The 12,491-nt window shown below is 69.7% G+C and carries 9 protein-coding genes and 1 pseudogene; 9 read left to right on the top strand and 1 reads right to left on the bottom strand.

The features are described from left to right. Window positions 1-543 precede the first annotated feature (543 nt). The 9 genes and pseudogenes from AAHZ94_RS16690 to AAHZ94_RS16650 form a co-directional block, all read left to right on the top strand. Window positions 544-810 (top strand): DUF6191 domain-containing protein, encoded by a 267-nt coding sequence (locus tag AAHZ94_RS16690; RefSeq protein WP_349993687.1) that lies wholly within the window; start codon window positions 544-546, stop codon window positions 808-810. Between the two features lie 290 nt (window positions 811-1,100). Then, entirely contained in the window at window positions 1,101-1,571 is a 471-nt protein-coding gene (locus AAHZ94_RS16685; RefSeq protein WP_349993686.1) for a DUF3995 domain-containing protein, read from the top strand. A gap of 5 nt (window positions 1,572-1,576) precedes the next feature. Next, window positions 1,577-1,843: a hypothetical protein gene (locus tag AAHZ94_RS16680; protein ID WP_349993685.1), complete on the top strand. Its 267-nt coding sequence runs from the start codon at window positions 1,577-1,579 to the stop codon at window positions 1,841-1,843. A 31-nt stretch (window positions 1,844-1,874) separates the two neighbouring features. Then, window positions 1,875-2,651, top strand: coding sequence for a helix-turn-helix domain-containing protein (locus AAHZ94_RS16675; RefSeq protein WP_349993684.1), 777 nt, complete (start codon window positions 1,875-1,877; stop codon window positions 2,649-2,651). Window positions 2,652-2,887: 236 nt separating this feature from the next. After that, complete coding sequence (locus tag AAHZ94_RS16670) at window positions 2,888-4,087, top strand: exonuclease SbcCD subunit D (protein ID WP_349993683.1); 1,200 nt, start codon at window positions 2,888-2,890, stop codon at window positions 4,085-4,087. A 1-nt stretch (window position 4,088) separates the two neighbouring features. Next, window positions 4,089-7,100 (top strand): AAA family ATPase, encoded by a 3,012-nt coding sequence (locus AAHZ94_RS16665; RefSeq protein WP_349993682.1) that lies wholly within the window; start codon window positions 4,089-4,091, stop codon window positions 7,098-7,100. Between the two features lie 78 nt (window positions 7,101-7,178). Next, on the top strand, window positions 7,179-9,461 hold the full coding sequence (locus tag AAHZ94_RS16660; RefSeq protein WP_349993681.1) for a DEAD/DEAH box helicase: 2,283 nt from the start codon (window positions 7,179-7,181) through the stop codon (window positions 9,459-9,461). A gap of 402 nt (window positions 9,462-9,863) precedes the next feature. Next, window positions 9,864-10,130 carry a hypothetical protein gene (locus AAHZ94_RS16655; RefSeq protein ID WP_349993680.1) on the top strand — a complete coding sequence of 89 codons (267 nt, stop codon included), beginning with the start codon at window positions 9,864-9,866 and terminating at the stop codon, window positions 10,128-10,130. Then, window positions 10,127-10,793, top strand: a pseudogene (locus tag AAHZ94_RS16650) (restriction endonuclease); the annotation flags it as partial. The gene AAHZ94_RS16655 and the pseudogene AAHZ94_RS16650, both read left to right, overlap by 4 nt. 647 nt (window positions 10,794-11,440) lie before the next feature. On the opposite strand, the gene AAHZ94_RS16645 reads toward AAHZ94_RS16650, so the two are convergent. Next, window positions 11,441-12,412 carry an RNAseH domain-containing protein gene (locus AAHZ94_RS16645; protein WP_349993679.1) on the bottom strand — a complete coding sequence of 324 codons (972 nt, stop codon included), beginning with the start codon at window positions 12,410-12,412 and terminating at the stop codon, window positions 11,441-11,443. Between the last annotated feature and the right edge of the window lie 79 nt (window positions 12,413-12,491).

The raw sequence follows: 12,491 nt of genomic DNA, 5'->3' as shown, positions 1-12,491 counted from the left end.
CCGGCTCACCTCGCCAGCTCTCCTCGCCCGAAGGTCACCGAGACGTGCGTATGTGCGCTGTGCGGACAACTGCAGAGTCCGCCGCGTCGGTTCGTCGTACAAGGTTCGGGACAGCACTGGACGAAACGAGACGCCCGTGGGAAGACCGGGGATATACCGCAGGTCGCTGGTTGCCCTCACGAAGCTGGGAGCACCGCCCGGTCGTGTCCGGCCCGATGTACATGTCGACCGCTCCGCGCACCTGCAGACGGGCGCGGGACGGAACGGGACAGCGCGTAGATGCGGCGGTCGATCTTTGAAGTGCCCCTGGTTATAGCCCAGTTGGGGTCTGTCGCGTCGGGCAGGGTCCACCGCGGACGCCGGATCGAAGGGAACTTCCTGGACAGGTGCCACGTCTTCCCGTGCATGACAGGTATGTGGGCACAGGCTGCATTCCCGGCACTGGCGCTACTGTTGTTCATCTGCTGTGCGGCGGAGTTATTGATGCGGGGCTTCAGGGGGCGTAGCGTTTTGCGCTCCTCGCGGGCGCCCGCGAGGCGTCCCTTGACGGGTTCCGCGTTCGACGAGTTCGGCCTGATTTTTAACGGCAACAAGTCGATCGAGATCGAACAACAGCAGCGGGACGAAGGGCGCCGTGACGAGGAGGGTGACGGTGCTCCGCCACACACGCGCATCGACCTGACCGCCGGTACAGCCCGCATCGTCCTTCCGCCCGTGACCGGGTCGGCCGGTCCGTCGTCGAAGGCCAGCGCCGGTGGGGAGTCCGTGTCTGTACGCCGGGGCGGGCCGGGGGAGGAGTCGCCCGCATAGTCCGCCGCGGACACGGCAAAGCGGTCGGCTGATCTCTGGAGCCGTTGACCGGCGTCCTATGCCGGCCGAGGCATACTGTGCGGACATTATCGGCCGGTTCGACTTGGTGCAGGCACGGGTGAAGCGCGCCGTGTAAGTTTCCACGCCTTGCGTGTGGCTGAGATAGGCGTTTGTCAACGTGGTGCATACCGGACCATGCGTTGGCGGGACGTGGCATCACTGATCGGGTTGGGGCGGGTGCGTTCCGTACATGCACAGGAAAGTCACAAACCGGGGGTGGTGCATTGCGGTTGAAAAGTTCACGGCGGCATGGGTACCTCGCTGCCGGCTGGGCTACCGTTTTCGCGGGTGCGCACTTCTTCTGGGCACTCGGAGGGGAAGCCGGGCTGGACATCTCGGCGGGAAAGCGACTCGCGGACGAACGACCGGACTGGTTCGTCGTCGGCGGGCTGTGGGGGGTCGGCTGCCTCTGCCTGATCGGTGCCTCGGTGGCGCTGGGGCTGCGTCGACGTGATGTGTACGGTCGCCCGTGGGGGCTGTTCAAGGTGCTCGGCTGGGGTATCAGCGGGCTGTTGCTAGTCCGTGGGGTCGTCGTCGAGGCGCTGCTCATCACGGGGGCGGCGGGGGTCGACGGAGTCAGCTCGGCACAGAAGTTTTGGACACTCGCCCTGTGGAACCCTTGGTTCATTCTCGGCGGAGTGCTGTTTGGGCTGGCAGCGCGGAGTTTTGGTAAAGGCATGACCAGAGAGGACCTTTCCTGAGACTCGTGCTGCTCTCTACCGGGTGCGCGGCGGAATGCCCGCAGCGTTGCCGCACCACGACCGGCACCTTTGTCGAGGACCGGCACGTGGATGACTACCGTGAGGCGCTGTTCGGCTGGTACGCCGCCATCCAGCGTGCGCACGCCTGCGTTGTGAGGGCGGTGCGCTGGTTTACGCACGTACAACCGTCCGATCCCCGTCGGTCTGAGACCTTCACCGACTGGTTGAACACCCCGGCGCCGACATGGCAGCAGTGCCGTCCAGGAGACTGAACCAGCCGCCCAGGGCGCCTTGCTGGAACTCATGCTGATGATGCTGGCCTGGAGCCCGCACACCTTCGAAGCCATCGACGTGGCTTTCCAGAAGGCGAAGGGTGAAGACGCATCCCACGCCTGGGGCGGCAGCTTCGAGCCTGCCGGCCGGCCCGAAGCCCAGGCCGCCGCTGTAGCCCTCGCAAGTGTCCTCTCCCCACAGGAACGCCAGCAGGTCAGGGACATCATCAAGGAGATCGAGATCGACGACGAGTTCCGCGACATGGATCTTGCGAAGGACGGCACGCTGGCCTGCACCAGCGACCGCCACAGCACCTACGGCGCTGGCCCCGGTGAGCGCGAGGACTGCGCCGCGGCCCGAGGCCGCGTGTACGAGGAAGCCTCCCAGCCCTGGAGCGAGGGCGTTGACCGCGAGGCCGACGCTGCCCGACTGGCGCGGTTCCTGCTGGGACCCCGTACCGACCGAATCCAGGCAGTCCTTGCCACGGCGCGGGCCGGTGTTGCCCCGGAGACCACCGAGAGGGCGCCGCAGATCTGGCACGACAACGCCGAACCCCTCCGCAAAGCGTGCGAAGCCGCAGGGCTCGAGCTCCACGACGTCGCCGGCCACCTGGGTATCAAGTCCACCACATTCCAGCGCTTCGAACAGGCAACCGGCAAGCTCCCCGGACGGCCGGTCTCTCTCGGCTACCTCCAACTCCTCACCCTGACCTGCACCCAGGCCGGCCGCACTGCTCCCGCCTGCATCCCGCAGACCATCTCCCAGCCGGTGATCTCACTGCCCACCACCCTGGACCAGGTTTCCTGACCCGCCGTTCCGCCTTGGGACTACCTGTCCCGGGGCGGCACCACGCATGGCCTCGACGCCCGAACGTGGCGACGAGGTGTTCCGCCTCCCCGAGACCGAGGGTCACAGCACCGGAAGCCAGTGCGGCCGATAGCCCCGGTCAGGCCTTCGGCGCCTCCCTCACGCGACCCCACCGTCTCCACGTTCATCACGGAAACGGCCCGTAACCACCTTCCCTGTGGTTACTCTCTGCGCTCATGCGGTTTCTGCACACTTCGGACTGGCACTTGGGCCGCCGGTTCCACACAGAAGACCTGATTCCCGCCCAGCGCGCCTTCCTCGACCACCTGGTCGACACTGCCGGCACCGAGGACGTCGACGCGATCCTCGTGGCAGGCGACATCTACGACCGGGCCATCCCCAGCCTGGACGCCGTGCGCCTGTTCAGCCGCGCTCTGCACCAACTCGCTGACCTCGACGTGCCGATCGTCATGATCAGCGGCAACCACGACTCTGCACACCGCCTCGGCGTGGGATCTGGACTCCTCGCCCGCGCCGGGATCCACCTGAGGACCGACCCGGCCACCTGCGACGTCCCCGTCCTCCTCGAAGACGCAGACGGCCCGGTTGCTGTGTACGGGATTCCCTACCTCGAGCCGTCGCTGGTCCGCGACCGTCTGGAAGCGGAAGCCGCCTCCCACCGCGCCGTGCTCACTGCGGCCCTGGACCGCATCCACGCCGACCTCACCAGCAACCAAGCAGCCGGCACCCGGTCCGTGGTCATCGCCCACGCCTTCGTCACCTCCGGTACCGGGCAGCCCGAGGAACGCCGGGACAGCGAAGAGTCCGAGAGTGAACGCGACATCGCCGTGGGCGGCGTCGCCCACGTGGGATCCGATGTCTTCGACAGCATCGACTACGTGGCTCTGGGCCACCTCCACGGCCCCCAGCGCGTCACCGACCGCGTCCACTACAGCGGTTCACCGCTCGCGTACTCCTTCTCCGAAGCCGGTCACACTAAATCGCTCACCCTCGTCGACCTCGTCCCAGGCGCAGCCCCCGCCGTCACTCACATACTCTGCCCCGTGCCCATGCGCCTGGAACGCGTCACCGGCTTCATGGACGATCTCCTCACCAGCCCCGCTTACGAGCATCTGAAGGACGCCTGGCTTGAGGTCACCCTGACCGACACCGCACTGCCCTTCGAGGCCATGGCCCGCCTGCGCCGCCGCTTCCGCTATACCGCCAGCCTCAAGCACAAGCCCGCCCACATCCCCGCCCAGGCCACCGACACCCCGACCTACAGCCAGCGCATCCGCGGCCGCAGCGACCTCGACATCACCCGCGACTTCATCAACAGCATGCGTGGCACCGACCCCACACCGGACGAAGACGCCCTACTCCAGCGGGCCGTCGAAGCCTCCCGCCTGAACGAGCAACGGAAGGAGACCGTCTGACATGCGCCTGCACACCCTGCGCCTGCAGGCCTTCGGACCCTTCGCCGGCACCCACACCATCGACTTCGACGCCCTGTCCGCCGACGGCCTGTTCCTCCTGCACGGCGACACCGGAGCCGGCAAGAGCACTATCTTCGCCGCCATATGCTTCGCCCTCTACGGCAAACCACCAGGCGACCGCGACCTGTTGCTGCTGCGCAGCCACCACGCTCCCCTTGGCCTGCTGACCGAGGTCACCCTGGAGGCCACCCTCGCCGGCCGCCGCCTGCGCATCCACCGGATCCCCGCCCAAAAGCGTCCCAAGCGATCTGGCCAAGGCGAAACCGACCAGAAGCCCGAGACCCGCCTCAGCGAATGGGCCGTCGACGCCGACGGCCAGGGCCGCTGGGAAGCCTCCAGCAAGTCCCACCAGGAGGCCGCCACCGAGATCACCGACCTGCTGGGCATGAGCCGGGACCAGTTCTGCCAGGTCGTCCTGCTGCCACAGAACGAATTCACCAAGTTCCTCCACGCCGACGCCCACGGCCGGCGAGAACTCCTCGGCAAACTCTTCCGTACCGGACACTTCTCGTACATCGAACGCTGGCTCAACGACCACAGCCGCACCACCGAGAAGAACCGCGACGCCGCCCGCGCAGATGTGCTGCGCCTGGCCGAACGCATCCACCAGGCCGCCAGACCCGACCTGACGACCGAGTACACCGCCCCCGCCGCCGATGATCCGCACACCCTCACCGAACCGGCCCGCGCCTGGGCCGGCGACCTCGTCCGCGCCAGCGAAGCCGACCACGACAAGGCCCTCCAGGCAGCCGGCGCCGCCAAGGAGAACCTCGGCAGGCAGCAGTCCTTCGAGGCCGCAGCCCGCGAACTGCACCAGCAGCAAACCGCCCACACCCGCGCCCGGCAGCAGCTCGACCTGCTCGACAAACAGGCCCCGCAACACGACGCACTCCTGCAGCGCCGCGACCACGCCCGCCGCGCCCAGAAAGTGGCACCCCTGCTGCATGCCGCGCACACCGCCGCCGACGACCACACCCGGGCCGAGAACACTGCACACACCACCCGCGCGTCGCTACGGCCTGAACACGCCGACCTGGACACCGGCCAGATGGAAGCCGCCGAGCAGCGCCTTCGCGCCGAAGCCGCCGTCCTGACGGCTCTCATCCCGGATGAAGACACCGTCCGCCGGCTGACCGCCGACCTGGAACGCATCGATGCCGAACGGCAGGACTTCGCCGCCCAGCAACACTCAGCCCGACAATGGCTGGACGAGGAGCCCGACCGGCGCCGCGCCCTCGAAGACCGGCGGGAAGCCGCCCTCCGGGCCGAAGAAGAAGGCCGCCGCCACCAGGACGCCCTGGACGCCCTCGAGGTCCGCCTCGAAGCCGCCCGACGCCGCGACGAGCATCTCGCCAAGTCCGCCAAAGCCGAACAGCGCCTGGCCGATGCCGAGGCAACCACCGGCCGAACCGGCCAGGCCTACCTCACCATCCGCCGTCGGCGCACCGACGGCATGGCCGCCGAACTCGCCGCCACCCTCACCGACGGCACCCCCTGCCCGGTCTGCGGATCGCCCACCCACCCGGCTCCCGCCGCTCCCCAGGACGGGCAGCCCACACGCCAGGACGAACAGGACGCGGAAGCCCTCCACGAGAAGGCCAAAGCCGCACAGGAAGACGCCGCGGCCGCGCTGCACGGGCTGCGCGAACAGGCTGCCGCTGCCACCGGCGAAGCCGGCGACACCCCGCTGGTCGACCTCCAGACCCAGCGCACCACCCTCACCGCCCAGCTGACCGACACCCTCGACCGCGCCGCCGACCAAGGCCCCGTCCAGGACGAACTCCTCACGCTCGACAACGAGCACACGGCCAGGACCCAGCAGCACAGCGCCGCCACCGCAGGCCTGTCCGCCCGCGACGCCAGCTTCGACACCCTCTCCCAGCAGCTCACCGACCTGACCGCCAAGCTCGCAGTAGCCCGCGGCCCCCATCCCACCGTCGCCGCCCACGCCGACGACCTGACCCGCACCGCCGACCGTCTCAAAGAAGCCGCCGAGGCCTCCCACCACCTCACCGCCGCCGCCCAGACGCTCACCCACCGCACCACCCAGGCCACCATCGCCGCCAAAGACGAGGGCTTCGACACCCTGGCGCTCGCCCAGCAAGCCCTGCTCAGTGACGAAGACCTGCACGCCATCGACGAAGAGATCACCCAGTGGCGCGAGGCCCGCGCCACACACACCGCAGTCCTGGAAAACCCGGAACTGCAACAGGCCGCCGCACAGCCGCCCGCCGACCTCGATGCCGCCACAGCCGCCCGGGCCGCCGCCGACGACTACAACGCCAAAGCAGCCACAGCCGCCAGCGCCGCCCACACCCGCAACCAGGCCCTCATCGCCCTGGCCGCCGGCCTTGAAGCCGCTGTCCAACACCTCAAACCGCTCGAGCAGGCCCACACCACCGCCCGCCACCTGGCTGAACTCGTCACCGGCAACTCACCTAGCGCCCGCATCCGCATGCAGCTGGAGGCCTACGTCCTGGCCGCCCGCCTCGAAGAGGTCGTCGCCGCCGCCAACACCCGCCTGCACATCATGTCCGAGGGCCGCTACGCCCTCTCCCACTCCGACCACCAAGCCGCCCGCGGCGCTCGCTCCGGCCTCGGCCTGGAAATCACCGACTCCTGGACCGGCCGGCCCCGCAAGACCGACACCCTCTCCGGCGGCGAATCCTTCTTCGCCTCCCTCTCCCTCGCCCTGGGACTGGCCGACGTCGTCACCCATGAAGCCGGCGCAAACCCCCTGGACACCCTCTTCATCGACGAAGGCTTCGGCACCCTCGACGAAGACACCCTCCACAAGGTCCTCGACGTCCTGGACTCCCTGCGCGCCCACGACCGCACCGTCGGCGTCATCAGCCACATCCCCGAACTGCGCCGCCGCATCACCCACCGCCTGCACGTCCGCAAAGACCCCGCCGGCTCTACCCTCGCCCACCTGACCGAAGCAGCCGAATAGCCTGCAACTGTGCAGGGGCGCCGGCTCCTGCCCCGCCCCTGCACAGCCCAACCGACCCCACGGAGCAGCAGCATCCCCATGGCTCCCGACATCGAACTGCGGTCCCACCAGAAGGAAGCCGTCACCGCCACGACCGCCATGCTCCGCGACCGCCCCCGCGCGAGCGTGATCGCCGCCTGCGGCACGGGCAAGACCCTCATCGCCGCCCGCACCACCGCCCGCATCGCCGCCCGTGGCCGGGTCCTGGTGCTGCTGCCGACGCTGGACCTGCTGTCGCAGACGATCCGCTTCTGGCGTGCAGCCGGCCGCAAAGGCGCCACGGTCGCGGTGTGCTCGGCCCGCCAGGCTCTCGACCATGAGCCCGTCGCCGCCGACACCCCCCTGACCACCGACCCCGCCGAGCTCACCGCCCTCACCACCGCCTCCCGCTCCGGGCCGGTCACCGCGTACGCCACCTACGCCTCCCTGCCCGCCGTCATCGCCGCCCACCGCGACCACCACCTGCCCCCCTGGGACCTCGTGGTCGTCGACGAGGCCCACAGAACCGCCGGCCGCCTGGGCAAAGCCTGGGCCGCCGTCCACCACGACGACCAGATCCCCGCCGCCCGCCGCCTCTACCTGACCGCCACCCCCCGCATCTGGGACCCCGACGATACCCAGGACAGCGACGCAGAGGCGGTGGCGTCCATGGACGACGAAACCCTCTTCGGCCCCGTCGCCTACCGCCTCACCCTCTCCGACGCCATCGACCTCGGCCTGCTCGCCGACTACCAGATCCTCGTCCCCGTCGTCACCGACGAAGACCTGCGTGACTGGCTCGCCACCGGACCCGGCGCCGGCGTCGACGGACTACGCCTGGCCGGCCGCCAGGTCGCAGCCCTGCGCGCCATCCACGACCACCAGCTGCGCCGTATCCTCACCTTCCACCACCGCGTCGCCGACGCCCGCGCCTTTGCCGCCACCCTCGCCGACACCGCCGCCACCCTCCCCGACCAACTCCGCCCCAAGGACCTGTGGGCCAACTGGATCAGCGGCCACCACACCCCCCAGGTCCGCCGGCGTCTCCTGCTCGAATTCGCCTCCCACACCACCCCCCACGCACCGGCCGTCCTGTCCAACGCCCGCGTCCTGGGAGAAGGCATCGACGTCCCCGCCATCGACGCAGTCGTCTTCGCCGACCCCAAAACCAGCCCCGTCGACACCGTCCAGGCCGTCGGCCGCGCCCTGCGCCAAAAGCCCGGCGCGGGCAAGAAGGCCACCCTCGTCGTCCCCGTCTACCTCACCCCCGACGAAGACCCCGACGACCTCCTCGGCGCCGACGCCTACACCCCCCTGTGGCGCACCATCCAAGCCCTGCGCGCCCACGACAGCCGCCTCGAGGCCCGCCTGGCCGACCCCCGCACCCACCGCCCCACCATGCCCCCCGAAGACCCCGAGGCATGGCTCCGCTTCGACCGCCCCACCCAGGCCGAAGAAGTCGCCCTCGCCCTCTCCCTGCGCGTGCTTGCTCCCAAGAGCGCCGAATGGCGCCACGGCCTGGCCGCCGCCCGCCGCTACCACCGCACCCACCACCACCTCGACGTCCCCCAGACCTACGAGGCCCCCACCGGCTACCCGCTGGGCCGCTGGCTCACCTGGCAGCGCCACCTCCACACCACCAAAGTCCTCGACACCCCCCGCACCCAGGCCCTCGAACGCCTCGGCATCATCTGGGACCCCCGCCAGCAGGCATTCGAACGCGGTCTCGCCCACGCCACCGCATACGCCGTCCGCCACGGCCACCTCGCTGCCCCCGTCGACGAAACCCACGACGGCTTCCCCCTCGGCCGCTGGCTCGCCACCCAGCGCACCCGCGCAAGTGGCCTCTCCGTCGAACGCGCCGCCGCCCTCACCGCCCTGGACCCGTGGTGGAACCCGCCCTGGCCGATCACCTGGCAGCGCGCTTACCACACAGTCCGCAGGCAGAAGGAACTGGCCCCAGACGCCTCACCAGCGGGGGAGTGGCTTGCGGCCCAGCGTCGGCATGCTGATGGCCTCCACCCCGAGCAGCACCGCCTCCTGAGGACCCTTGGCCTCGCCCTTGAGGACACACCCGTCTCCCACGCCGAAAATCCGCCGCTGTCAGCACGGGAGCGCGCCTTCGAACGCGGGCTGGCTGCCGCACGCGCCTACCGCGAACGAGAGGGCCACCTCGACGTCCCCCAACGGCACATCGAGCAGATCGAAGGCGAGCAGGTGCGGCTGGGGCAATGGCTGACCAACCTGCGCCGCCGCAGTTCCCGCCTCAATCCGCAGCGCCGGGCAGCGCTAGACGAGCTCGGCCTGGGATCCGCGGCGCCAGAGCCCCCGTCAGGGAATTGACCGGATCCAGCTTCCGAACACCCGTACAAGGGCTGTCCGTCACCCGTACTCCCAGTGAGCACGCGTGGGACCCGGCACGCCCCGATTGCCCAGGTCGAGCGCACTTTCGGCGCTCTCACGCGGTGAGGGCACCAGCAGGGCACGGTCTGGCTCCCAGCGCCCCGGACGAGGCCGCCATCAGAGGCAAGCCCGCCCCGCGCTGGCCTGAACTGTGCGTGTTGCAAGGGCAGTTGATGGCTTGGGCGTGATCCGTTGTCAGCGCCGGCCGACAGCACGTGGGTGATTGCGGGGAAGGCGCGAACAGTGGGGGAGGACCACATGCCTTATGTCCGGTCGTACGTGCGTTCCGACGGGACGCCAGTACGCGGACACTCCCGATGGGCGCCGGGCGCTCGCCGGGAGATGACCATTTTCGCGCTGTTCGGTCTGGCCGTGCTCGGCTTCGGCAACACAGCACCGACGAATGCCTCGGGCAGCGAGCCACACCGGCTGTCGGCGACCTATCCCATCCGCTTCGACCACAACGCCGGCAGCACCTCGAAGGGCGCAGTGCCGCGCCCCACCGTGTCGTACCCGATCAAGTTCGACACACCCAAGCCGAGGGGGCCGCTACCCCGGCCGACGGTCTCTTACCCGATCGACTTCTCCACCCTGGGAGCTGAGCGATGACCCGGCGCCCACCCGCCAGACGGCGCACCGGCAGCCGCCGGCGCCGTCAGCAGGACACCCAGGCCGATCTCCTGGCCGTCGGAGCAGCAATCGTGATCGCGATCGTGGTGGTCAACTGGCTTCTCGCGCAGTGGTGGCTGCTGCTCGCGGGCCTCGGCGGAACCTGGTGGTGGAGCAGCGGACCGAGCACGCCCAGCAGGAACGGGCCCGCGCGTAGGCTCTGCGCTATCAACTGGCGCAACTGGATGGCCTGTCTCACCGGCAGTTCGAGCACGCGGTGCGTGACCTGATGTACCGCGACGGCGCAGCGATGCGGTCCAGGTCGGCGGACGGGGTGATCTGGGGGCGGATGTGAAGGCCACCGATCCGCTGGGGCGGCGCTGGGTGATCCAGTGCAAGCACCGCCGCCAGGGCGACCAGGGTGCCCCGGTGGGCACCCCCGAACTGCAGGTCCTCAACGGCACAGGCCGCCCCGTCCACAAGGGCGACGTCGTGGTGCTGGTGACCAACGGAAGGATCACCCAGCCCGGCCGGGTCTTCGCCGGGCAGCAGCGCCTTCACCTCGTCGACCGTCGCGTACTGGCGTCGTGGGCTGCCGGTTCGACACCTTTGTGGGAGCTGCTGTCGGCCCTGCCGCCGCCTCGCAGGCCGTCGCAGCTTTCGTGGGCAACAGAGCGGCCGGGGCCGACGTCCGCCTCCCCAGCGAACGATTCGCGCAGGTCCGGCTCCGAGCCGGCACGATGCGGTTGCCAGCGGGCGTGTTCTGCAGGAGCCCGGCGACGCGGGTGCGATACCGATGAGGCGGTGGACTTGACCGAGACCACGGCCGGGCCGGTGAGACGTCCAGCGAACCGGCGGACGGAGACCGTAGGGGCTGCTGCGGGTGCCCCCGCCGATGAAGTGCAGGCCGCGAAGCCGGCGGCCTCGGCGTAGGAGGCGGTGGACCTCAGCCGACCCGAAGAGGCGCGCTTGGTGAGGTCCGTCCGGGTCGGCCTTGAAGAGGGACCGTGTCTGATCCGGCCGGGCACCAGCACCCCGGCCCGTGTATCCCGCCGCCCTGGGCCCGCCCGCCGTCGGGGCGGCCTGGTGGTGCCCCGGTGATGTTCTGAGCGGCACCCTCGTGGGGCGGCGTGGCTTTTACACCTCAGCCCATTCCAGTCCGAGAGCAGCGAACGCCCGGAACTTGTCGGCGCTCAGCTTGGCGTGCCTGCTCTTGGCTCCACCTCTCATGTAACGGTCGCCGCGGGACTGGCCACCTCCCCGAAATCTGGGAAAGCGCGGCAGGAGGCGGGAAATTTCCGCTTCCAAGGTCAGCGGCCGGCCGGGGTGGTGTCGGCGTTCTGATCGTCGGCCAGGGCGCTGCGCCGGTATTGGGGGTGGTCGAGGTCCATTTGCTGTGCGGCGTGGAGGGGGACGGGGTAGCGGGTGCGGCTGGCCCAGGCCAGGGGCTGGTGGCAGAGGCGGGCTGAAGCCAGTGCGAGGGACTGGGGTTCGATCGGGGCCGTGTCCGGGTCCATGCCGGTGCTGGCAGGGGCGGCGGTGATGGTGGGATAGATCTCGGTGGCGGTCATGCTGTACCAGTTGGGGCGGACTTCGTTCTTGCGGCGGTTCTCGGCGTCGCTGGAGCCGTGGCTGGCGCTCCAGCGGGTGATGTCCTCGCCGAGTCGGCCGGCTCCGGCGCCGTCGAACTGGGGCGGGACGGTGGACAGCAGCCAGGTGGGGGACCCGAAGTCGGGTGTGACCTGGTAGAGCAGGTTGGTGACCTTGTTGGTGCGGGCCACGGTGCCGTCGACACTGCGGTGGCTGACCCGAATGGGGCGCGGTACCTCGTCCATGTCCTTGTTGATGCGCACCACGGCCAGCGGGCGTTCACGGGCCGGGAGGGTGCTGGCGGGCAGCCAGGTGCTGTTGCGTGTGGGCGGCTGCCCTTGGCGGCGGTTGTGGAGGCCCAGCCACAGGCGGCGGGTGGCCACGCCGTCGACGGTGACGATGTAGGGGATGCCACCGAGGTAGTCGCAGAGGTCGGCCAGAGCCTGGTCGATGTGCTGGGCCACCGTCTTGAGACCGCGGTTGTCGTCGTCGAAGTCGGTCATCTTGCCGGCGGGGTAGGCGTTCGCGTGGAAGGCGGCCTGCGCCTGGTGGTAGAGCTCCCAGCGGCGGTGGGTGTAGCTCCAGCCGTGCAGGGTCCAGGCTCCGCCGGGAGTGGTGGGGGGCTTCAGGACGCTGGCGGTCACGCAGATCTTGGCGGTGCGGTCCTTGCCCTGGCGGCTTTGACGGCGCACGTGTGGCTTCGTTGATCTCTAAGAACAGCGTTTGTCGACGGTTTCCGGAGGCGGTTGGCGATCAATGGGCTCGTGAATG

It is taken from the genome of Streptomyces sp. HSW2009 (assembly GCF_040240285.1).
Lineage (GTDB): Bacteria > Actinomycetota > Actinomycetes > Streptomycetales > Streptomycetaceae > Streptomyces.
This window is presented reverse-complemented; position numbering and strand designations above follow the sequence as displayed.

Excerpts from the sequence above, each read along its gene's own strand:
- AAHZ94_RS16655 (WP_349993680.1), top strand. The coding sequence starts at position 9,864 with ATGACCATTTTCGCGCTGTTCGGTCTGGCCGTGCTCGGCTTCGGCAAC.
- AAHZ94_RS16675 (WP_349993684.1), top strand. The coding sequence starts at position 1,875 with ATGCTGATGATGCTGGCCTGGAGCCCGCACACCTTCGAAGCCATCGAC.
- AAHZ94_RS16665 (WP_349993682.1), top strand. The coding sequence starts at position 4,089 with ATGCGCCTGCACACCCTGCGCCTGCAGGCCTTCGGACCCTTCGCCGGC.
- AAHZ94_RS16670 (WP_349993683.1), top strand. The coding sequence starts at position 2,888 with ATGCGGTTTCTGCACACTTCGGACTGGCACTTGGGCCGCCGGTTCCAC.
- AAHZ94_RS16660 (WP_349993681.1), top strand. The coding sequence starts at position 7,179 with ATGGCTCCCGACATCGAACTGCGGTCCCACCAGAAGGAAGCCGTCACC.